The sequence below is a fragment of the Limnohabitans sp. Jir61 genome (assembly GCF_003063545.1).
In the GTDB taxonomy this organism is placed as follows: Bacteria; Pseudomonadota; Gammaproteobacteria; order Burkholderiales; family Burkholderiaceae_C; genus Limnohabitans.
This window is the reverse complement of the sequence record NZ_NESD01000001.1, coordinates 193,818-216,049: the sequence shown is the minus strand read 5'-3', so window position 1 is coordinate 216,049 and position 22,232 is coordinate 193,818. Positions and strand designations below refer to the sequence as shown.

20 protein-coding genes are annotated in these 22,232 nt (G+C 56.6%); 6 read left to right on the top strand and 14 right to left on the bottom strand.

The window, feature by feature from the left end; translation table 11 throughout:
• Positions 1-9: 9 nt before the first annotated feature.
• Both clsB and B9Z35_RS01025 read right to left on the bottom strand, forming a co-directional pair.
• On the bottom strand, positions 10-1,194 hold the full coding sequence (gene clsB / locus B9Z35_RS01030; protein ID WP_255416664.1) for a cardiolipin synthase ClsB: 1,185 nt from the start codon (positions 1,192-1,194) through the stop codon (positions 10-12).
• Entirely contained in the window at positions 1,191-1,928 is a 738-nt protein-coding gene (locus tag B9Z35_RS01025) for an endonuclease/exonuclease/phosphatase family protein (protein ID WP_108281815.1), read from the bottom strand. The genes clsB and B9Z35_RS01025 overlap by 4 nt, the downstream gene beginning before the upstream one ends.
• Positions 1,929-2,035: 107 nt before the next feature.
• Between B9Z35_RS01025 and B9Z35_RS01020 the strand changes: the two genes are divergently transcribed.
• A complete protein-coding gene (locus tag B9Z35_RS01020) occupies positions 2,036-2,749 on the top strand; it encodes a hypothetical protein (protein ID WP_108281814.1) in 714 nt (237 codons plus the stop codon).
• Between the two features lie 11 nt (positions 2,750-2,760).
• Complete coding sequence (locus B9Z35_RS01015; protein WP_233246439.1) at positions 2,761-3,915, top strand: class I SAM-dependent methyltransferase; 1,155 nt, start codon at positions 2,761-2,763, stop codon at positions 3,913-3,915.
• Here the strand turns inward: B9Z35_RS01015 and B9Z35_RS01010 are convergent.
• The gene (locus B9Z35_RS01010) at positions 3,881-4,921 is read right to left on the bottom strand and encodes an alpha/beta fold hydrolase (protein WP_158268101.1); all 1,041 of its coding nucleotides are present in this window, start codon (positions 4,919-4,921) and stop codon (positions 3,881-3,883) included. The genes B9Z35_RS01015 and B9Z35_RS01010 overlap by 35 nt on opposite strands.
• A gap of 62 nt (positions 4,922-4,983) precedes the next feature.
• Between B9Z35_RS01010 and B9Z35_RS01005 the strand changes: the two genes are divergently transcribed.
• The gene (locus B9Z35_RS01005; protein ID WP_108282761.1) at positions 4,984-5,574 is read left to right on the top strand and encodes an ATP-binding cassette domain-containing protein; all 591 of its coding nucleotides are present in this window, start codon (positions 4,984-4,986) and stop codon (positions 5,572-5,574) included.
• Between the two features lie 83 nt (positions 5,575-5,657).
• Here the strand turns inward: B9Z35_RS01005 and aspS are convergent, their stop codons facing one another.
• From aspS to B9Z35_RS00950, 11 genes are all read right to left on the bottom strand, one after another.
• A complete protein-coding gene (gene aspS / locus B9Z35_RS01000) occupies positions 5,658-7,469 on the bottom strand; it encodes an aspartate--tRNA ligase (protein WP_108281812.1) in 1,812 nt (603 codons plus the stop codon).
• A gap of 2 nt (positions 7,470-7,471) precedes the next feature.
• On the bottom strand, positions 7,472-8,104 hold the full coding sequence (locus tag B9Z35_RS00995) for a DUF502 domain-containing protein (protein ID WP_108281811.1): 633 nt from the start codon (positions 8,102-8,104) through the stop codon (positions 7,472-7,474).
• 24 nt (positions 8,105-8,128) lie between these two features.
• On the bottom strand, positions 8,129-8,476 hold the full coding sequence (locus B9Z35_RS00990) for an FmdB family zinc ribbon protein (RefSeq protein WP_108281810.1): 348 nt from the start codon (positions 8,474-8,476) through the stop codon (positions 8,129-8,131).
• 102 nt (positions 8,477-8,578) lie between these two features.
• Positions 8,579-10,024 (bottom strand): sodium:solute symporter family protein, encoded by a 1,446-nt coding sequence (locus tag B9Z35_RS00985; protein WP_108281809.1) that lies wholly within the window; start codon positions 10,022-10,024, stop codon positions 8,579-8,581.
• 20 nt (positions 10,025-10,044) lie between these two features.
• Entirely contained in the window at positions 10,045-11,613 is a 1,569-nt protein-coding gene (gene ubiB / locus B9Z35_RS00980; RefSeq protein ID WP_108282760.1) for a ubiquinone biosynthesis regulatory protein kinase UbiB, read from the bottom strand.
• Positions 11,613-12,182, bottom strand: coding sequence for a hypothetical protein (locus B9Z35_RS00975; protein ID WP_108281808.1), 570 nt, complete (start codon positions 12,180-12,182; stop codon positions 11,613-11,615). Before B9Z35_RS00975 ends, ubiB begins: the two co-directional genes overlap by 1 nt.
• A 57-nt stretch (positions 12,183-12,239) precedes the next feature.
• Positions 12,240-13,220 carry a Tim44 domain-containing protein gene (locus tag B9Z35_RS00970; protein WP_108281807.1) on the bottom strand — a complete coding sequence of 327 codons (981 nt, stop codon included), beginning with the start codon at positions 13,218-13,220 and terminating at the stop codon, positions 12,240-12,242.
• A 27-nt stretch (positions 13,221-13,247) separates the two neighbouring features.
• The gene (gene ubiE / locus B9Z35_RS00965; protein WP_108281806.1) at positions 13,248-13,979 is read right to left on the bottom strand and encodes a bifunctional demethylmenaquinone methyltransferase/2-methoxy-6-polyprenyl-1,4-benzoquinol methylase UbiE; all 732 of its coding nucleotides are present in this window, start codon (positions 13,977-13,979) and stop codon (positions 13,248-13,250) included.
• A 13-nt stretch (positions 13,980-13,992) separates the two neighbouring features.
• Positions 13,993-14,412: a gamma-butyrobetaine hydroxylase-like domain-containing protein gene (locus B9Z35_RS00960; RefSeq protein WP_108281805.1), complete on the bottom strand. Its 420-nt coding sequence runs from the start codon at positions 14,410-14,412 to the stop codon at positions 13,993-13,995.
• 14 nt (positions 14,413-14,426) lie between these two features.
• Entirely contained in the window at positions 14,427-18,299 is a 3,873-nt protein-coding gene (locus B9Z35_RS00955) for a DUF3683 domain-containing protein (protein ID WP_108281804.1), read from the bottom strand.
• 397 nt (positions 18,300-18,696) lie between these two features.
• A complete protein-coding gene (locus tag B9Z35_RS00950) occupies positions 18,697-18,981 on the bottom strand; it encodes a hypothetical protein (protein ID WP_108281803.1) in 285 nt (94 codons plus the stop codon).
• A 25-nt stretch (positions 18,982-19,006) separates the two neighbouring features.
• Between B9Z35_RS00950 and hemA the strand changes: the two genes are divergently transcribed.
• The 3 genes from hemA to prmC are packed head-to-tail and all read left to right on the top strand — an operon-like array spanning position 19,007 to position 22,220.
• Entirely contained in the window at positions 19,007-20,266 is a 1,260-nt protein-coding gene (gene hemA, locus B9Z35_RS00945) for a glutamyl-tRNA reductase (protein ID WP_108281802.1), read from the top strand.
• 11 nt (positions 20,267-20,277) lie between these two features.
• Complete coding sequence (prfA, locus tag B9Z35_RS00940; RefSeq protein WP_108281801.1) at positions 20,278-21,384, top strand: peptide chain release factor 1; 1,107 nt, start codon at positions 20,278-20,280, stop codon at positions 21,382-21,384.
• Positions 21,381-22,220, top strand: coding sequence for a peptide chain release factor N(5)-glutamine methyltransferase (gene prmC, locus B9Z35_RS00935; RefSeq protein WP_108281800.1), 840 nt, complete (start codon positions 21,381-21,383; stop codon positions 22,218-22,220). The genes prfA and prmC overlap by 4 nt, the downstream gene beginning before the upstream one ends.
• Positions 22,221-22,232 lie beyond the last annotated feature (12 nt).

Here is a 22,232-nt window from a genome sequence, read left to right as displayed (position 1 = left end):
GCGCAGAGTTCAGTAGCGTTTACCCGTTAAGAACACGCCAAAGCGCAGCACGGCTGAGGCCAAGGCATCGACCAAGCGTTCGCGCCAGCCACGGCTGAGATAAGCGTGAGGGTCCACACGGGTAGCGCCCTGCGCGATGGCATCCGTCAAACTGGCTTGTAGCGCTTGGGCCAAGGGCGGGTTGTGTGCCACCACATTGGCCTCACGCGCCAGCAGGAGGCTGAAAGGGTCAAGGTTAGAGGAGCCCACGGTGAGCCACTTGCCATCGACCACCGCCACCTTAGCGTGCAAAAAGCTGGCGTGGTATTCGTAAATCTCCACGCCGGCCGCCATCAACTGACCATACAGTTGACGCGCCGCGCGGTAGGGCAAGAAGTATTCGTACTGCCCTTGCAACAACAAACGCACACGCACGCCACGGCGCGCCGCCATCACCAAAGCACGGCGCAACCGCAGCCCTGGAAAGAAATAAGCATTGGCCACAAGAATGTCGTGCCGCGCCGCACCAATGGCTTTGCGATAGGTGCGTTCGATGTGGGTGCGATGGCGCACGTTATCCCGCAGAACAAGCTGCGTTTCATCTCGCGCAGGCAAATGCAGCTTCTGCGATGCGCTGCGCAAAGCGTCAATTGCGCGACTCAAATCTTGGCTGCGTAAATCGCGGACGGCCTCGATGCGCGACCACAGCTGCGTCATGGTGTCGTGTGCCGCATCAACCAAAGGGCCTTGCATGCGCACCGCATAGTCCAAACGAGGAAATTTGAGCAAGCCATCCACATGCGGGTCGAGGTAGTCGTCCAAGATGTTGATGCCGCCACAGAACGCCACGGCACAATCCACCACGCACAGCTTGCGGTGCATACGCCGCCAACGATGTGGCAACCAGAAACCTAGACCGACAGCGGGTTCAAAAACACGCACCTGAACACCGGCTTGATCAAATCGTTGAGCCCATAGCGCAGGCAACTCACCTGTACCGACCCCGTCAACCACCACACACACGCGCACACCCCGTTGCCCTGCGCGGACAAGTGCTTGGCCTACATCGGCCCCCGATCCAGCAAAGTCAAAGATATAGGTTTCTAGCAATACCTCATGCTGCGCCGCATCCATGGCTTCGACCATGGCCGCAAACAAATCCACACCGCCAATCAACAGGCGCATGTCGTGTGAATGAGCGTGTGTATGACTCAAGGCGCATCCCAAGCAAACTCGACCAATAAAGGCAAGTGGTCGGACATTTGGCCCCAAATCGGGCCACGCGGCACGTGCGTAGCCACGCGATGCACGCCACGGGCGTAAACGTGGTCGAGCTGCACCAGCGGCAAACGCGAGGGGTACGTAGGGTGCGCCTTACCCTGATTGGTGTGCAAGCCCACAGTGGCCATCATGCGTGCCACGGCGCTACCCCAATCATTGAAGTCACCTGCCACCAACAGTGGTGCATTGGCAGGAATTTCGCGTTCGATGAAATCGTGCAATTGCTGCGTTTGGCGAATTCGGCTTCCTGGCAAAAGCCCGAGGTGAACCACGATGACATGGACTTCGCGCTCTTGCAGTTGTAGCAAGACATGCAAAAGGCCACGTTGCTCAAGGCGATGGTCCGACATGTCTTCATGGCGGTGCTGCAGCACGGGCCAGCGACTGAGCAAGGCGTTACCGTGCTCGCCGTGTTTGGTGATGGCGTTGGTGCAATAGACAGGCGTGTAGCCTTCAGGCGCCAGAAAGTCAGCCTGGCCTTGCGTAGGCCAATGCTTGAAACGGCGAGCTTGCTGGCGATTGAAGGCGCGCACTTCTTGCAGGCACACTATGTCGGCATCAAACTGCTCAACGGCGTGTCCGAGGTTGTGTATCTCAAGTCGACGCGCAGGCCCTAGGCCTTGCACGCCTTTGTGGATGTTGTAGGTGGCGACTTTGAATGTTTTCATGTTGTGAGCGCAAGTGTGCCTCAGCTCATAAGCTACACAAAAGTCTGGTAAAAACTGCGCATGCCAAAAAAATACTCATTGCAATTCTTACCCTAGCGACCTTACCCATGAGTTGGGCACAGACAACTGAGCCAACTAACACCTACGTCCAATGGGGTTTGAGTGCAGGCTTCAACTCATACAAAGAGCCAGACCTCATGCAATTGAAGGGGCCTGAAATTGGTTTGCATTCGCGCATCAACCAATGGGCGCCTATGCCGCTGGGTCAATTTGAAGGCGATATTTTGCTGGGCAGACAAAATTACGACAGCAAAAGCTCAGGCAGCATGAGTGGGGTAACCAACCTAGAAACACGTTGGCGAGCCTTGTTCCCTTTGTTCAGTGACAGTCCGACCAAAGAAGGATTCTTCTCCGGCTTGGCGTACCACACACTCTGGAATGACCTTCGAGGCACCTCTACCTTCCAAGGTACGACCTATGGTGGCTATCAACGCAGCGCCAGTCAGCTCTGGCTGCCAGTTCGCTGGTCAAGCGGCGATATGTGGGAAATAGATGCTGGGATGTTGATTTACGGCCGACACACATCCAAGCTGTCAGAAGTCAATACGGGCTACAAAGACATCGTGAACACCCAACGCCGAGGGCAATATGCACAAGTCGCCATGAATGTGGCATTGAGCAATGGCGAATCGATCAAACCCTTCGTTCGCTTTACACACTTGGCAGACTCCAATACCGTAGCCATGGGCGGGAAATTTTGGGTAGAGCCAGAAAGCAATCGCTGGCAAACAGGCGTCATTTGGGAATTTAGCCCACAGTAACAGCCAGACACATGGCAGCAGCCCTCTATGATGCCGCCATGCCAACCCCACTAGACAACTTACCCACCTGGCGCGCCGAAAGCGGCGCTGCAGCCCCTCGCCGCGTGGTAGCCGCTGACGACACGATGTCAGCCGACACAGCCTACCGCTTGGCCTGTGAGGGCACGGGCCTGTTGTGGAAAGGTGACTTTCACAACGCTCGCCAACTGCTGCAAGCCTTGGCCCGTCGCACTGAGCGCAAGCCAAAGAAAAACAAAAAGCCAGAGACTGAACTCTCGCCCGTACAAGCCTTCAATGCACATCGCCTCGCTTTGGGCCAACGCGCCCGCATCTTGGCCATGGTGATCGTGCCTTTGGATGGCGACTACACCATCCCCCTGCGCCGCGCACCAGATTTGAAGCAAGCCTGCACCGAAGCGTGGGGCCCCGCCAATGGTGATGCCTGCATGGTGTCGCTGCGCGAACTTTTAGGCGTGGTGGGTGCGCACGAGTGGCGCAAAAAAGGTGTCGAAATTACAGCCTTAGGTGATGCACCCAACAACCGCATCTACCCACACTACGGCGTGTTCTCGCCCGTGCGAGGCGAGTATGTAGACCTGGTAGCGAATACGCCCATCAAAGACAAATCACTCGCGTTTGACATTGGCGTTGGCACTGGCGTGTTGTCTGCCGTGTTGGCCAAACGCGGCGTGCAACGCATCATCGCGACAGACCAAGACCCACGTGCCCTCGCCTGTGCACACGAAAACTTGAAACGCTTGCAACGCATCGACAAAGTAGAGCTGTTGCAAACCAATTTATTTCCAGAAGGGCAAGCACCCTTGATTGTGTGCAACCCACCGTGGGTGCCTGCGCGCCCCAGCTCACCCATCGAACACGCTGTGTATGACGAAGGCAGCCGCATGTTGCGTGGTTTCCTCAGTGGTTTGCGTGAGCACCTCGCACCCAATGGCGAAGGTTGGCTTATCTTGTCGGACTTGGCTGAGCACTTGGGGCTGCGTAGCCGCGAAGAGTTGCTGAACTGGATCAGTGAAGCGGGTTTGCAAGTGACCAACCGCCACGACATCAAGCCACGTCATGGCAAAGCGACTGACGAGAACGACCCACTGCACGCTGCACGTGCCAAAGAAGTTACTTCTTTGTGGTGCCTAACAACTGCCGCTTAAGCCAAGCCCACAGGCTAGGTGGCTGCGTTGGCTCGGCTACTTCTAAGGGTTTCATCACTTCCACCGATGTCATCACCTCAACGGGCTCATCGATTGCCACAGTGGTTTCTTTCCAAACTGAGCCCGGTTCAAGAGCCATGTCCATTTGCTTAAAGGCTTTGTGTGGTTCGACCTTAGGTAGCTCAGCCTTGGCGACAGGCGCAACAGGCAAATCGAGAGAAGCCAACACAAACTTGTTCACCGCTGCATTGAACGGCACAGGGTGCGCAGCACCCGCTACCTCAAGCACTTGTGCCTTAGGAAACTCGCTTTTCAACTCTTTCACCTGCTGAGCTGTGCACACGCCAGAGTCGCTGCCATGCATCAAACGCAACGGTCCTTTGAATGCACTCAACAAGTGGCCAAACTTCATACCCTTCCAGTCTTTGCGGTAGGGCAAATCAAAATGCGAAGGCGACTGCACCGCCAAAACAGCGCCAATGCTCACATTGAACTTGGCAGCCATCTCTTCGGGCGTGGGCAGACGACCGTCTTTCTTCATGCCGTCGTACAGCCCGTAGATCGACATCCAAGGCAAATCCAAACCGATGTCGTTCAGAAACAAACCGCTGACATGGTTGTGCACATCGCTGGCCAAGTACATGCCCAAAATTCCGCCCATGCTCGTGCCCAAGACTTCGATGCAGGGCACGGGCTTGCCTTCGGGCATCAACTCGGCGCGAATGAAATGTTCGACGTCTTCCAAATACACCTGCATGGTGTAGCCCTTGTCACCCGGCAAGATGCTGGCATCGCCACGTCCGCACACATCAAGGCTCACCACCCGCAAACCATGTAACCCTTCAGCATCTTGCAGCAGCGAGTCAAACGTGGCGCGGGTTTCTAACAAGCCAGGCAAGCACAACAACACATGCGGGCTTTTGACGTCGCCGACTGAGCTATAGGCCAAGTGACGGCTGCCTTTGGGCAGATGAAATTGAACAGCGGGGAATTTGGAGACAGTCATAACTGCAATCATCCTAGTCGATACACAGAAGATCACGCAGTTGTTTTGCGTACGATAACGGCATGTGTACCTCATCTATGTTTCACCTCGAAGTCCAAGGCGTCACTTGCGGCCCGATTCACAACTTATCTTTCACTTGGTCACCTGGCGTGAGCTGGGTGTGTGGTGATGAATGCAAAGGCAAAACCACGCTGTTGCGCTTATTGGCAGGAGATCTGCAGCCCACTGCTGGAAAGGTGATTGCACCTGAAGGTGGTGTGTTCTGGATCGACCTGCAAAGCCCCGAACACGATGCCACGACTGTGCAAGCTTGCTGGGATGCCCTGCGCCCACACTACCCACAGTGGCATCACGAAGTACTCAACGACTTGGTTGATGCGCTGAATATGAATGAGCATCGCGAGAAGCAACTGCACATGCTCTCCGCAGGCAGTCGTCGCAAGGTGATGGTGATCGCGGCCCTTGCCTCAGGCGCAACCATCACTTTGCTAGACCAACCGTTTGCCGCACTCGACTTTGGCTCGATTCGCATCATCAAAGAGTTTTTACATGAAGCAGCGGAACACCCGAGTCGCGCATGGATCGTAGCGGACTACACCGCACCTGACGATGTGCCACTCGCAAGCGTCTTGAATTTAGACGCACAGCAATAAATCGCACACATGAAAAAAGGCTCCCGAGGGAGCCTTTGTCGTTTGCACCGAAGTGCAACTGAGCCAATGCCATTGAGCCAATGTTAGGCCTTGGCTGCATCCAAATTGCGCAAGCGAATGTGCAATTCGCGCAATTGCTTCTCGTCCACAGGGCTTGGTGCTTGGGTGAGCAAACACTGAGCGCGTTGGGTCTTGGGGAAAGCAATCACGTCGCGGATGGATTCAGCGCCGGTCATCAAGGTCACGATGCGGTCCAAACCGAAGGCCAAGCCGCCGTGTGGAGGCGCGCCGTATTGCAGTGCGTCGAGCAAGAAGCCGAACTTGAGCTGGGCTTCTTCTGGCGTGATCTTCAAAGCGTCAAACACTTTTTGTTGCACGTCAGCGCGGTGGATACGGACGGAGCCGCCACCCATTTCCCAACCGTTCAACACCATGTCGTAGCCCTTGGAGATGCACTTCTCGGGCGCAGTGACCATCCAGTCTTCGTGGCCGTCTTTGGGGGCGGTGAAGGGGTGGTGCACGGCGGTATAGCGCTGGCTTTCGTCGTCGAACTCGAACATCGGGAAGTCGACCACCCACATTGGGGCCCAACGGTCTTCAAACAAACCGTTCTTCTTGCCGAACTCGCTGTGACCAATCTTGATGCGCAAAGCACCGATGGCGTCATTCACGATCTTGGCTTTGTCTGCGCCGAAGAAAATCAAGTCGCCGTTTTGCGCGCCTGAACGCTCCAACACCGCATTCAATGCTGCGTCGTGGATGTTCTTGACGATGGGTGACTGCAACCCATCACGGCCTTTGGACAGGTCGTTGACGCGGATGTAGGCCAAGCCCTTCGCCCCGTAGATCTTGACGAACTCGGTGTACGCGTCGATCTCGCCACGGCTGATGCCGCCGCCTTCCACGGAACCATTCGGCACGCGCAGGGCCACCACGCGGCCACCCTTCATGTTGGCAGCGCCTGAGAACACTTTGAAGTCCACATCGCCCATGACATCGGTCACTTCGGTGAACTGCAATTTCACGCGCAGGTCTGGCTTGTCTGAGCCATAAATGTGCATGGCGTCTTGGTACGTCATGACAGGGAACTCGCCAAGGTCCACGCCGATGGTGTTTTGGAACACGCGCTTGATCATGCCTTGGAACATGTCGCGAATTTCCTCCTCTCTCAAGAACGAGGTTTCAATATCAATCTGGGTGAATTCAGGCTGACGGTCAGCGCGCAAGTCTTCGTCGCGGAAGCACTTGGTGATTTGGTAGTAACGGTCATAGCCCGCCACCATCAACAGCTGTTTGAACAACTGAGGCGACTGTGGCAACGCAAAGAAGTGACCATCATGCACACGGCTAGGTACGAGGTAATCGCGCGCGCCTTCGGGTGTGCTCTTGGTGAGCATCGGTGTTTCAATATCGACAAAACCGTTTTCGTCCAAGTACTTGCGCACTTCCATCGACACTTTGTAGCGCAGCATCAGGTTGTTTTGCATGTACGGGCGACGGAGGTCGAGCACGCGGTGTGTGAGGCGTGTGGTCTCAGACAAGTTGTCGTCGTCGATTTGAAACGGAGGCGTGACAGACGCGTTGAGCACGGTCAACTCGTGGCACAACACTTCGATCTTGCCGCTCTTGAGGTTGTCGTTGGTCGTGCCATCAGGACGTGGGCGCACCAAGCCTTTGATCTGCACGCAGAACTCGTTGCGTACGTCTTCGGCCACTTTGAACATCTCAGCGCGATCGGGATCGCACACCACTTGCACGTAGCCTTCGCGGTCACGCAAGTCGATGAAGATCACGCCGCCGTGGTCACGACGACGGTTAACCCAGCCGCACAGGCTCACGGTTTGGCCATTGAGGGCTTCGGTCACGAGACCGCAGTAGTGGGAGCGCATTGCCATTTTTAGTTTCTCTTTTCTTTGAGTGCGGGGATGCTGGGAGAGACAGCACCCATGGAAATTACATAAGTCAAAGCTTCGTCAACGCTGAGATCAAGCTCAATGACATCGGTCTTTGGAACCAGCAGAAAGTAGCCGCTGGTGGGGTTGGGTGTGGTGGGCACGTAAACGCTCAAAAACTCGCCATCGAGTTTGCTGGCAACTTCACCCACAGGTGTGCCTGTTTGGAAAGCGATGGTCCATGTGCCGCTGTGTGGGTATTGCACCAACAAGGCTTTGCGAAACGCATTGCCGCCGTCAGAGAACAAGGTATCTGACACCTTCTTCACGCTGGAGTAGATGGACTTGACGATTGGGATTTGGTTCAGCAAACGGTCCCATTGCTTCATCCACCAACGACCGGCCACGTTCGACACCAAAGCACCTGTCAGCAACAAGACCAACACCAGCAAGATCACACCAAGGCCTGGCACGTGGTCGAGCCAATAAATCATGTCGGGAGACACGAGACGCAGCTTGGTCAGCGTATTGAGGAACGCACTGTCTAGTGAACCCACCAACCAGCTCAACACAGCCGCGGTGATGACCAGTGGCGTCCAGACCAAGAGGCCTGCGAGCAGGTATTTTTTAATCGGCATGAAGACCCTAGTGGTATTTAAAAATTAATGGCACGCGCAGCCTGTGGCGCAACCGCCCGAAGCAGCTGAGCTACTGGCTGTGGTGTCGGTGCTACTGGCACTGGTGCTTGCAGATGCGCTGTCGCTGTTCGCAACTGCAGCGGTGGCCGCAGTACCTGCCGAAGCAGCTGGGGCAGACGTACCACCCGAACCGCCCTTGAAATCTGTGGCGTACCAACCCGAGCCTTTGAGCTGAAAACCCGCAGCGGTGAGCTGCTTAGAAAACGTGGCTTTGCCGCACTCAGGGCAGTCGGTCAGCGGTGCATCTGAAATTTTTTGCAGGACGTCCTTGGCATGGCCGCAGGACCCGCATTTGTAGGCATAAATTGGCATGGCGCGGAGGATTCGGTAAAACCCTGAATTATAGGCGCCCAGCCCCTATTTCAAGGGGGCACAGGCACCTGCCCTACCGTCTTTCACGCCTGACATGTCGACTTAGGCCGCGCCCACCAGTTTGTGGTGGCTGCCGTGGGCATTGCGAATGGCCTGTGGGCCCAAAGAACCCAGCACCATACCTGCCAAACTGGCCAACACCCCAGCCAATTGGGCCGGAAACTCATCACCCGCAGGCGTCGCCAAGAACAAGCCCCAAGTGAGCAAGCCCATGACCAAGGCAAAGATCGCGCCCTGTGTGGTGGCACGCTTCCAGTACAAGCCAAACGTGAGGGGCACAAACGCGCCCACCAGTGGCACTTGGTAAGCACCAGACACCATTTCATATATCGACGTGCCTTGCATGCGAATGGCATAGCCAAGCACCAAGATGCTGAACACCAACACCGTCACCCGCATGGCACGCAGTTCTTGCTTGTCGGTTTGGTGGGGATGGAACTGACGCCAAATGTTTTCGGTAAACGTGACGCTAGGCGCGAGCAAGGTGGCCGAGGCGCACGACTTGATGGCCGACAACAACGCACCAAAGAACAGCACTTGCATGACAAACGGCATTTGCGTCATCACCAAAGTGGGCAGCACTTTTTGCGGATCATCGGCAATCAACGCTTTGGCTTGCTCGGGCATGATGATCATGGCGCTGACCACCAAGAACATGGGCACAAACGCAAACAAGATGTAGCAAATGCCACCAATCACGGGACCATGCGTAGCTGCCTTGATGCTGTTGGCCGACATGACACGCTGAAACACGTCTTGCTGAGGAATGGAGCCCAGCATGATGGTGATGGCTGAGGCAAAGAAGAACAAAATATCTTTCATGTTCGGCTCAGGCCAGAACTTGAACATGTCTTGGCTGATGGCCAATGCCACCACCTTGTCCGCACCGCCTGCTTGATCAGCAGCAAACACCGCAAGAACAGACAAACCCACCACCAAGATGATCATTTGAATGAAGTCGGTAATGGCCACCGACCACATGCCACCAAACAAGGTGTAAGCCAAGATCGACACCACACCAATGACCATGCCCAGCTCCATGCTGACCACACCGTCAGACAGCAGGTTGAACACCAAGCCCAAAGCCGTGACCTGTGCCGACACCCATCCGAGGTAGCTGACCATGATGATGAGCGAGCACACCACCTCTACTACGCGACCATAGCGCTCGCGGAAGTAGTCGCTGATTGTCAGGAGCGTCATGCGGTAGAGCTTGCCCGCAAAGAACAGACCCACAAAGATGAGGCAAAAACCTGCGCCGAATGGGTCTTCCACCACACCGTGCAAACCACCATTCACGAACTTAGCCGGAATACCGAGCACGGTTTCAGAACCAAACCACGTGGCAAACGTGGTGGTGACGATCATGGCCATCGGCAGGTGGCGACCTGCGATGGCGAAATCAGACGAGTTTTGAACGCGCTTGGCCGCCATCAAACCGATGGCAATGGTGACCAGCAAATAGACGATGACGAGTGTGAGCAGCACGGGTCAACTCCGCAAAGTGATTAATAAAAATGGTGCAGACGCACAAAAATTTGCATGGCAAGCATGCCGAGCACAAAACCACCGCCCACCCAAGCAATGCCTTGCAGCAGACGGTTGGTGCGGCGTTGCTCTTGGATGAGCAGCTGCAACTGGGCGTGGTCATTGTTTTGGCGATGCTTCAAGAAGTCATGCACCAAACGCGGTAACTCAGGGATGAGCTTGGCGTAGCGCGGCGCTTCGGCGACCAATTGCTTCCATAGCTTTTTGGGGCCCACTTGTTCCAGCATCCAGCTTTCCAAGAATGGCTTAGCGGTGCTCCATAAGTCCAAATTGGGATCGAGCTGACGGCCCAAGCCTTCGATGTTAAGCAGCGTTTTTTGCAGCAACACCAGTTGCGGCTGAATCTCCACATTGAAACGACGCGAGGTTTGGAACAAACGCATGAGCACCAGACCCAAAGAAATTTCTTTCAGCGGGCGGTCAAAGTAAGGTTCGCACACAGCGCGAATAGCAGACTCGAGTTCATCCACACGCGTGTCAGAGGGCACCCAGCCCGACTCAATGTGCAGCTCGGCCACACGCTTGTAGTCGCGACGGAAGAAGGCCGTGAAGTTTTGCGCCAAATACTCTTTGTCGGTTTCCGTGAGCGTGCCCACGATGCCAAAGTCCAACGAGATGTAGCGGCCAAAGGTGGCGGGTTCTAAGCTGACCTGGATGTTGCCGGGGTGCATATCGGCATGGAAAAAACCATCGCGAAACACTTGGGTAAAGAAGATGGTCACGCCATCGCGTGCCAGCTTAGGAATGTCCACGCCCGCCGCACGCAGCTGGTCCACTTGGCTGATGGGCACACCCTTCATGCGCTCCATCACGATCACGTCATCGCGGCAGAAGTCCCAAATCATTTCAGGAATCAGTACCAAGTTGAGGCCTTCCATGTTGCGGCGCAATTGCGCGGCGTTCGAGGCTTCGCGCATGAAGTCGAGTTCGTCATGCAGGTACTTGTCAAACTCGGCCACCACTTCGCGTGGCTTCAAGCGTTTGCCATCGGCACTGAGGCGATCGACCCAACCGGCCATCATGCGCATGAGGCTCAGGTCTTTGTCGATCACCGTCAACATACCGGGGCGAAGCACCTTCACGGCCACTTCGCGTGTGACACCGTTGCTGTCTTTGATGACCGCAAAGTGCACTTGCGCAATGGATGCGCTGGCCACTGGCTTGTGCGTGAACTCCACAAAAATTTCATTCAGCGGGCGACCAAACGCACGCTCAATGGTGCCCACCGCCACGTCAGACGAGAACGGTGGCACGCGGTCTTGCAAAAAGGCCAACTCATCGGCAATGTCTGGCGGCAACAAATCTCGGCGTGTCGACAACACTTGACCGAACTTCACAAAGATGGGGCCGAGGTGCTCTAGCGCCTCACGCAAACGTTGGCCACGTGGTGCTGACAAATCGCGACCCACCGACACAATGCGCGCCAGCAAACGCAGGCCAGGCTTTTGAAAACTGGTGAGCACCAGCTCATCCAAGCCGTAACGCAAAACGATGAAGACGATGTAAATACCGCGCAGCAAACGGGTCATCATGGCGCGGCCTTCGCAGTTTCTTGTTGCACAAAACTACGCAGAGCATCGACGATGCGCTTGGCGGTTTGCACCAGTGTGTGCGCGGGCGCATCGCCAATGAGGCGGGCCACGTCTTCTTCGGGGTCCCAACGCACGTGATCGATCAGCCAATTGACTTCGGCGGCCAACTGCACATCGCCTTCGATGCGAATGGCAGGCTTGTCGCCTTGCAACACGGTCTTGGCCAACTCAAACGGCGAAGGTTCGTTCACACGCAGCACGAGGTCGGCCGCTTTAGAACCTGCTTCGGGTGTGATGAACTCGACCAAACCAGCTGGGGTGAAGGCGCATTGAAACACTTGGTCGCGCCAGCACACTTGCACTTGGCGGCCTTTTTGGCGCTGCAAGCGGTCGCGTGCCGCGGGCTCTTGCATGAGTATGTGGTTCAACAAGAGCACCACGCGCTGCTGCACTTCAGCAACCGCCCAGGCGGGTGGGGTGAAGGATTGTGGGAAATCTGCGGGGAGTTGGGCGAGCAGCGTGTCTGCTGCATCGGCCAACCAAGAAAAAGGGGACTGTGTTGCCATAGTCCCCAATTATTCCTTGTTTGGGCGACCTTCTCGGGTCGCCCTGATTTAACCGGTTTATTGCAAGGCTTGAACGCCTGCCACCAACCAGCCCAAGCTGCCGTCTTTGGGCTTGGTCATGTTCCACACTTCGCGGAATGGTGTGGGGCCAGAGGATGGCTCTTCACGGATCAAGCCCGAGAACTCCACGCTGGCCATGTAGTTGTTACCCATGTCTTCAATGCCCAACAGGTGCGCATCGAGCATGACGACGTCGGTGTGGTTGACTTGGCCATTGGCTGTGGCTTCGCGCTCAGCCAGTTGGGCTTTGATTTCTTCCAACATGCTGTCGGTCATCATGGTGCGCAAAGCAGAAATGTCGGAACGGTCCCACGCATGTTGCAAGGTCATGAAGTTTTGCTTGGCCGCATTGACAAAGCCTGCGGTGTCAAAGTCAGCAGGGATACCCCACGTCTGGCTACCGCCCAGAGCTGCGCCAATCATCGAGCCACCTGATGCAGGGGCGAAGTTGGTTTGTGTATCCATAGGACGGGCTGACGAGTCGTTGCCCACGTTTTTGGGGTTGTACTGAGGCAGAGTGCTGGGGTTGGCAGGTGCGCCAGCGCCTTCAAAGGCATAGGGGCTGGTACTGCTCGCTTCAGGTTGTTGGCGGCGACGCATGATGGCACCAATGACCATCATCACGACCAAAGCCAACACGCCAAACATCAAGAACTGACCAAACTCAGCACCAAAGCCCATGGAGTGAGCCAACCAAGCAAGGCCCAAACCGGCAGCCAAACCACCGAGCATTCCGCCCATGCCACCAAAGCGGCTAGGTGCAGCTGCTGGAGCAGCAGGTGCTGCAGGCGCGTGCGGTGTTGCTGCAGGCGCTGCGTTGGGCGTGGCAGCCGGCGCAGGCTTAGCAGCTTCGCGCTGCGTCACATTGCTGGACTGCTGGCCCATTGATTTACCACCACCCATGCGTTTGGCAGCTTCGGCGTGCATCGTGGCAAAGGCCATGGCCACCACAAAAATAGCTGTGAAAAGTTTTTTCATCGCGTCGTCTCCTGTTGTCTCAATCGTTCAGCACTTGATTCCAACATGAAGCGCGACCACGCCGGCGCTCATGTTGTGAAAGTCCACATGACCAAAGCCATTTTGTTTCATGAGGGATTTCAATTCCTCTTGGCCTGGGTGCATGCGAATGGACTCGGCCAAATACTGGTAGCTCGACGCATCGCCCGCAATCATCTGGCCCAGCTTGGGCAAGATGTTGAAGGAATACCAGTCGTAGGCTTTCTCAAGCGGCTTGGCCACTTTGGAGAACTCCAACACCAACAACTTACCTTGGGGCTTGAGTACACGGCACATTTCGCGCAATGCGGCGTCTTTGTGCGTCATGTTGCGCAGTCCAAAGGCCACGCTGACCACATCAAAGTGGTTGTCAGGGAAAGGCAGTTTTTCGGCATCGCACACCAAAGTGGGCAAGACCATGCCGTGGTCCAGCAAGCGGTCACGGCCAGTGCGCAACATGGCTTCGTTGATGTCGGTGTGCACCACGCGGCCAGTTTTGCCCACCCTCTTGGCAAACGCCATCGCCAAATCGCCCGTACCGCCTGCAATGTCGAGCACTTGCGAGCCCTCGCGCAAGTCGGCCACCATGACGGTGTAGCGCTTCCAAACGCGATGCAGGCCAGCGGACATGAGGTCGTTCATCACGTCGTACTTAGATGCGACCGAGTCAAACACGCCACGGACGTGTTTGGCTTTTTCTTTTTCGTCGACGGTTTTGAAACCGAAATGTGTGCTGCTCATATTTGTAATGGTATCAATGCGCGTGGCTGCTACAACCTGCGCCACCTTTTTCAGGCATGGCCGCGTCGCGGTCAGTGCCGGATGCCTGCAAGCGGCGTTCGTAGTCGGCCCAAAGCTGGTCTTGCTCGGAACCTAAGAAATACAGGTATTCCCAAGTGAACAAGCCGCTGTCATGGCCATCGCTAAAAGTTGGTTTGATGGCGTAGTTGCCAATAGGCTCCAAGCCTTCGAGATCAACCAAACGCTTGCCGGTTTGCAACACCTCTTGGCCTGGGCCATGGCCCTGCACTTCAGCGGAGGGGCTGTACACGCGCATCAGCTCAAACGGGATACGAAAACTCGCGCCGTCGGCAAAGCTGACTTCCAACACACGCGATGCGCCATGCACCGTGATGTCTTGAGGTGTAGGCGTGTGTTTTTCTAAGCCGGCCATAGGTGTCTTTCTGTTTAAACCAACACGCGCTCAATGCCACCGGCATTGGCTTGGGCCACGTACTCGGGCATCCACTGCTCGCCCAACATCTTGCGCGCCATCTCGACCACGATGTAGTCGGCTTCGAGCAAACCGTTTTGCAAGTCTTCGCCATAGCGGCTCAGGCCTTGCAAGCAGCTGGGGCAGCTGGTGAGAATCTTCATATCGCCTTTTGCATCGCCTGTCATGGCCCGCAAAGCGGCTTCGTCTTTCTGCAACTCGGCTTCTTTGCGGAAACGCACTTGGGTGGAGATGTCAGGACGCGTCACACCCAAAGTGCCAGATTCGCCACAGCAGCGGTCGCTCTTGCGTATTTGATCGCCCAACAAAGCTTTGACCGTTTTCATCGGGTCTTGCTGCTTCATGGGGCTGTGGCATGGGTCGTGGAACAAATAGCCCGCTTGGTCAGCCGTGCTGAGCTTGATGTCCTTCTCGAGCAAATATTCATGGATGTCGACGATGCGGCAGCCGGGGAAAATTTTGTCGAACTCGTAGCCTTGCAGTTGGTCAAAGCAAGTGCCGCAGCTCACCACCACGGTTTTGATATCGAGGTAGTTGAGCGTATTGGCCACACGGTGGAACAACACGCGGTTGTCCGTGATGATTTTGTCGGCCTTGTCAAACTGGCCCGAGCCTTTTTGCGGATAACCGCAGCACAGGTAGCCGGGTGGCAACACGGTTTGCACACCCGCGTGCCACAACATGGCCTGTGTGGCGAGACCCACTTGGCTGAACAAACGCTCAGAGCCGCAACCGGGGAAATAGAACACCGCTTCTGTTTCAGAGGTGGTGGTTTTCGGGTCGCGAATGATCGGCACGTAATCGTTGTTCTCGATGTCGAGCAAGGCACGCGCAGTCTTCTTCGGCAGGTTGCCCGGCATCTTCTTGTTGATGAAGTGAATCACCTGCTCTTTGATGGGCGCTGCGCCCACGGTGGCAGGGGGCGCCTTGGTTTGTTTGCGCGCCACCACTTGGAGCAGATCGTGCCCAAAGCGTTGCAGCTTCATACCCACGCCCACCATCGCTGTACGCGCGAACTTGATGGTTTCGGGGTTGGTGGCATTGAGCATGAACATCGCCGCCGCATTGCCGGGACGGAAGGTTTTCTGGCCCATCTTGCGCAACAAGTTACGCATGTTCATGGTCACATCGCCAAAGTCAATCTTGACAGGGCAAGGTGTCAAACACTTGTGGCACACCGTGCAGTGGTCGGCCACGTCTTCAAACTCTTGCCAGTGTTTGATGGACACACCACGGCGGGTTTGTTCTTCGTACAAGAAAGCTTCGACCAAGAGTGACGTGGCCAAAATTTTGTTACGTGGGCTGTACAGCAAGTTGGCGCGTGGCACATGCGTCGAGCACACGGGCTTGCACTTACCGCAACGCAAACAGTCTTTCACGCTGGCGGCAATCGCACCAATGTCGGACTGCTGCATGATGAGAGATTCATGACCCATCAAGCCAAAGCTCGGTGTGTAGGCTTGGCTCAAATCGGCGTGGCGCAAAGATGTGTCTACATCTTGGTTGCGCAGCAATTTACCTTTATTGAAGCGGCCTTCTGGATCGACTTTGGCTTTGTAGTCGGCAAACGGCTTGAGCTCGTCGTCGGTCAAAAACTCCAGCTTGGTTATGCCAATGCCATGCTCACCAGAAATCACGCCGTCCAACGAGCGCGCCAACACCATGATGCGGGCCACCGCTTCGTGAGCGGTTTGCAGCATGGCGTAGTTGTCGCTGTTGACGGGAATGTTGGTGTGCACATTACCGTCACCGGCGTGCATGTGCAGGGCTACCCACACACGGCCTTTGAGCACACGCTTGTGAATGGCGTTGCACTCTTCCAAGATGGGCGCGAGTTGTGCGCCTGTGAAGATGTTTTGCAGCTGCGCACGGATTTGTGTTTTCCAGCTCGCACGCAAGGTGTGGTCTTGCAACTGTGGGAAGAGCGCATCGCACTCGTTGAGCCACTGCTGCCACAGGCCACGCACTTCGCCAACGAGCGAGCGGGCTTGTTGCACGCGGTCTTCGAGCAACTCAGGTGTAGAGATATCGGCTGCGTCGTCAGACTTGCCCAAAGGCAAATTACCTTTGGCGAAGAAGTCTTCCAACGCATCGCACAGTTCAAGCTTGTTGCGCAGGCTCAGCTCGATGTTGATGCGCTCAATACCGTCGGTGTACTCGGCCATGCGTGGCAAAGGAATCACCACGTCTTCGTTAACCTTGAACGCGTTGGTGTGACGGCTGATCGCAGCGGTGCGCTTGCGGTCGAGCCAAAACTTTTTACGCGCTTCTGCACTCACGGCCACAAAGCACTCGCCGCTGCGGGTGTTGGCCATACGTGAGACTTCGGAGGTGACGCGCGCCACTTCGTCAGCGTCGTCACCGGCGATGTCGCCAATCAGCAGCATCTTGGGCAAGCCGCCGCGTTTGCTCTTGGTGGCATAACCCACAGCGCGCAAGTAGCGGTCGTCCAAATGCTCAAGGCCGGCCAGCAACACGCCGCTGCGCTTTTGCTCGGCAAACATGTAGTCTTTGATTTCGACAATGCTAGGCACTGCGTCTTTGGCATTACCGAAGAATTCCATGCACACGGTGCGTGTGTGCGCGGGCATGCGATGCAGGATCCAACGTGCGCTGGTAATCAAACCATCGCAACCTTCTTTTTGCACACCGGGCAAGCCACTAAGGAACTTGTCAGTCACGTCTTTGCCCAAGCCTTCTTTGCGGAAGGACTTGCCGGGGATGTCGAGACGCTCTTGGCGGATGAATGTTTTGCCGTCGGCTTGGTAGTACTTCAAATCGAAGCTGGCCATCTCGGCATCGTGAATCTTGCCGAGGTTGTGGTCCACGCGAATGACGTCAAGCCATTCAGCGTCGGGCGTCACCATGCGCCAGCTGGCCAAATTGTCGAGCGCTGTGCCCCACAACACGGCTTTTTTGCCGCCCGCGTTCATGGCGATGTTGCCGCCAATGCATGAGGCTTCGGCAGACGTTGGGTCCACCGCAAACACAAAACCACCACGCTCTGCCGCATCGGCCACACGCTGGGTGACCACACCGGCTTCGGTGTAAATCGTGGGCACCTTGTGAGCGATGCCTGGCAAGTCGACCATTTCGACTTCGGTCATGGCTTCGAGCTTTTCGGTGTTGATGACCGCGCTCTTCCACGTGAGCGGAATCGCGCCACCCGTGTAGCCTGTGCCGCCGCCACGGGGGACGATGGTGAGGCCAAGGTCGATACAACCTTTGACCAAACCGGCCATTTCTTCTTCGGTGTCTGGGGTCAGCACGACGAAGGGGTATTCCACACGCCAGTCGGTGGCGTCGGTCACGTGGCTCACACGTGAGAGGCCGTCGAACTTGATGTTGTCGTGTGCGGTGTGCTTCTTGAGCATGCGCGCTGCTTTTTTGCGCAGGGCGGCAATCGCTTCGAATTGACTGTTGAATGTTTCAATCGCGCGGCTGGCGGCTTGCAACAGTTGGCCCACCATGACATCACGCTCGGCGTCCACGTCAGGTGTGCGGCGTTGCTGAACTTCGCCAAGGCGGTGATGCAAAGCCTCGACCAACTGCAGGCGGCGCTTGGGGTTGTCGAGCAAGTCGTCTTGCAAATAGGGGTTGCGCTGCACCACCCAGATGTCGCCCAACACTTCGTACAACATGCGGGCCGAGCGACCGGTGCGGCGCTCTTGACGCAAACGCAGCAGCAACTCCCATGCATCTGCGCCGAGCAAGCGGAGCACGATTTCTCGGTCAGAGAAGGAGGTGTAGTTGTAGGGAATTTCGCGCAGTCGCGGGCTTTCTTCAGCCGTGGCGAGCAAGTGGTTCAGCGAGGTGGGAGCATTCATGGTGTGATGTGCGCGCTAAGGCGCATTGGGGGCGCGAATTAAGGCCCGATTTTACTGCAGGGGCTTAGGTTCCCTGAGGGGAGTGCCTGAGTGCACTTACTGGGTTTGGGGGTGTCGGGTGTTGATCTTTAGGGGTATTGCTGGTGATGTGAGTTTTGAAGTCACTTCTGGACGGTGATCAGGCCGTATGCGCGTTGGCTCCTCTTCGCTGCGCTCAGAATGTCGCTCACCGCGCACACGGCCTGCTCACCGTCTTGCGGAGTTAAGGTGCGCTTTGTGCACAAAATCGCCAGCGCAAAGCCCAAGGCGAACAGCCTGCGTGTATGGTGAGCGACATTCTGAGCGCAGCGAAGAGGAGCCAACGTACACGCAGGCTGCTCGCCTTGGGCGCTTCACATCAACGCTGCCAACCCTTGCACATCAGCCACTGGGCGGTACCGCAAGTCATGACCAAGGCCGAATATGTGGCCATTTTTCCGTCAACGCCCCACAGAACTAAGCCGCCAACTAAGACCACCGTGCCTAAAACACCGCTCACCAAGGTCTGCGTCATCAAGCTCCAAATGGCTAAGGGTAGCCACCAACGGGCTGTGAAGCGGGCTACCAGCACGCAAAACAGGGCCACGCCCCATGCCGGCGCGATGAAGTTAAAAGTGTGAAGGATTTGTTCTAAAGGGCCCATGTGAGTAAATTTTATAATCTGCGATATGGCAGTCTGGGCTTTAGGCCTCAATCACACGACAGCCCCGCTTGATTTGCGGGGCCGTTTCGCTTTTGCGGTCGACCAAATGGGTCCGACCCTCGCGACCCTGCGCCATTCTTTTGCACCTGACAGCGAGGTGGCCATCCTATCCACCTGCAACCGCACCGAGATTTACTGCGCGGGTAGCGAGGCGCAAATGCAGCAGACCATGGCTTGGTTGGCTAAGTCTGGCGGTGTGTCTGCTGACGATCTGAAAGGCCACACCTACGCGCTGCTCGAAGCCGATGCAGCCCGCCATGCCTTCCGCGTAGCCAGTGGCCTCGACTCCATGGTGTTGGGCGAGCCCCAAATTTTGGGCCAGATGAAAGACGCAGTGCGCGCCGCCACCGAAGCCGGTGCACTGGGCACCACACTCAACCAACTGTTCCAGCGCTCGTTTGCTGTGGCCAAAGAAGTGCGCAGCTCTACCGAAATTGGCGCGCACTCTATCAGTATGGCCGCTGCGGCTGTACGTTTGGCTAGCCAGCTGTTTGAAGACTTGAGCGAAACCCGCGTGCTGTTTGTAGGTGCGGGCGAAATGATTGAGCTGTGTGCCACGCACTTTGCAGCCAAGAACCCCAAAGCGATTGCCATTGCCAACCGCACGTTGGAACGCGGCGAAAAGCTGGCCACCCAATTTAGCGGCGAAGTCATGCGCTTGGCCGACTTGCCGCAGCGACTGCATGAGTTTGATGTGGTCATCAGCTGCACCGCCAGCACACTGCCCTTGATTGGTTTGGGCGCGGTCGAGCGTGCGTTAAAGCAACGCAAACACCGCCCCATATTCATGGTCGACTTGGCTGTGCCGCGCGACATCGAGCCCGAAGTGAAGTCGCTTGAGGACGTGTACCTGTACACCGTGGACGATTTGTCTGACGTGGTGCAAACCGGTCAAGCCAACCGCCAAGCGGCGGTGGCGCAAGCTGAAGCCATCATCGATGCAGGCGTGCAAAGTTTCGAACACTGGATGGACCAGCGCAGCAACGTGCCGCTGATTCAGCAACTCAACGCGCAATCCGAAGATTGGCGCAGTGCCGAATTGGCCCGCGCCCGTAAAGCGATTGCCAAAGGCGACGATGTAGACGCGGTGCTGGAAAGCCTGTCGCGCGGTCTGACCCAAAAAATGCTGCACGGTGCAATGGCCGAATTGCATGCGGGTGATGCGGAATCGCGCGAACGTGCGCGTCATGCGATTGAGCATTTCTTTTTGCGCGGCAACCGTTAGGCGCTGAATCCATGAAAGACTTTCTGCGCGCTCAGCTTGAGCGCCATACCCAACGCTTGAACGAACTCGACTTCTTGCTGTCTCGCGAAGACATCATGAAAGACATGACGCAGTTCTTGGCGCTGTCACGCGAACACACCGACGTGACCGCTACTGCCGGCCGCTACGCACGCTACCAACAACGTGAAGCCGATGTGCAAGCTGCACAGCAGATGCTGCAAGACGGTGGCGATGACGCCGACATGCGCGCCATGGCCGAAGAAGAAATTGCCAGCGCCGAGGCTGAACTGTTGCAACTCGAAGCCGAGCTGCAACGCATGTTGCTGCCCAAAGACCCAGACGATGCACGCCCAGCCTTCATCGAAATTCGCGCAGGCACAGGTGGCGATGAATCTGCCTTGTTTGCCGCAGACTTGCTACGCATGTACATGCGCTATGCCGAGCGCCAAGGGTGGCGCACCGAGATCGTGAGCGAATCACAAAGCGAGCTGGGAGGCTACAAAGAAGTGGTGGTCCGCATGGACGGCGGCTCTAGTGGCGACGGCGTGTACGGCTGGCTCAAGTTCGAGTCGGGCGGCCACCGCGTGCAGCGCGTGCCAGCCACCGAAACCCAAGGCCGCATCCACACCAGCGCCTGCACGGTGGCGGTGTTGCCCGAGCCTGATGAAGCTGAGGCCATCAAAATCAACCCGTCTGATTTGCGCATCGACACCTACCGCGCCAGCGGTGCGGGTGGCCAGCACATCAACAAAACCGACTCTGCTGTGCGCATCACCCACTTGCCCACAGGCATCGTGGCCGAATGCCAAGACGGCCGCAGCCAGCACAGCAACAAAGCGCAAGCGCTGAAAGTGCTGACCGCACGCATCCAAGAAAAAGACCGCTCCGAGCGGGCAGCCAAAGATGCCGCTATGCGTAAAGGCCTGATTGGCAGGGGAGACCGCAGCGACCGAATTCGCACCTACAACTTCCCGCAAGGGCGTTGGAGCGATCACCGCATCAACCTCACGCTGTACAAACTCAACTTCATCATGGAAGGTGATTTGAGTGAGGCGATGCAAGCCTTGAAGCATGCGCACGAGGCTGAACAACTCGCTGCGCTGGAAGGCAACACATGAGCGTGTTGTCCGTGGCCCAAGCCGCAGCTTGGGCGCAAACCTTGGGTCTGCCTCGCCTTGACGCGCAAGTGCTGTTGTTACATGCCTTGGGCCGCGCACCGCACGACCGAGCATGGCTGTTGGCGCATGGCGATGACACGCTAGATGCCACTGTCCAAGCCACCTTTGAAACGAATGCGCAACGCCGCCTCAACACCGAACCCGTGGCTTACATCACAGGCCAAAAAGAATTTTTTGGCTTGACGCTGCACGTGGACCAGCGCGTACTCGACCCACGCGCCGACACCGAAACCTTGGTGGAGTGGGCCATGTCCTGCCTTGCCGATACCTCGTCACCTGAAGTGGTGGACCTTGGCACGGGGAGCGGCGCGATTGCCTTGGCCATCAAACACACACGACCCGATGCCCAAGTCAGCGCGGTGGATGCCAGCGCCGATGCCTTGGCTGTGGCCAGCGCAAACGCAGAACGTTTGGCGTTGCCAGTGGACTTCCACCACGGTTCGTGGTTTGCCCCTTTGAAAGGCCGAACCTTTGACGCGATTGTGTCCAACCCGCCTTATGTGGCCAGCGATGACGAACACTTGGCCACTTTGAAGCACGAGCCTTTGTCGGCACTAGCCTCTGGCGCAGATGGCCTAGATGACATCCGCGTGATCGTGCGCGAAGCGACACAGCACCTCAAACCCAACGGCTGGCTGCTGTTAGAACACGGCTACGACCAGGCCCATGCCGTGCAAACCTTGCTGGGAAACCAAGGGTTTGTGAACGTACAAAGCCGTCCTGACCTTGCGGGAATCCTGCGCTGCTCGGGTGGACAATGGCCAACAGTGAAATAATTAACCTTTATT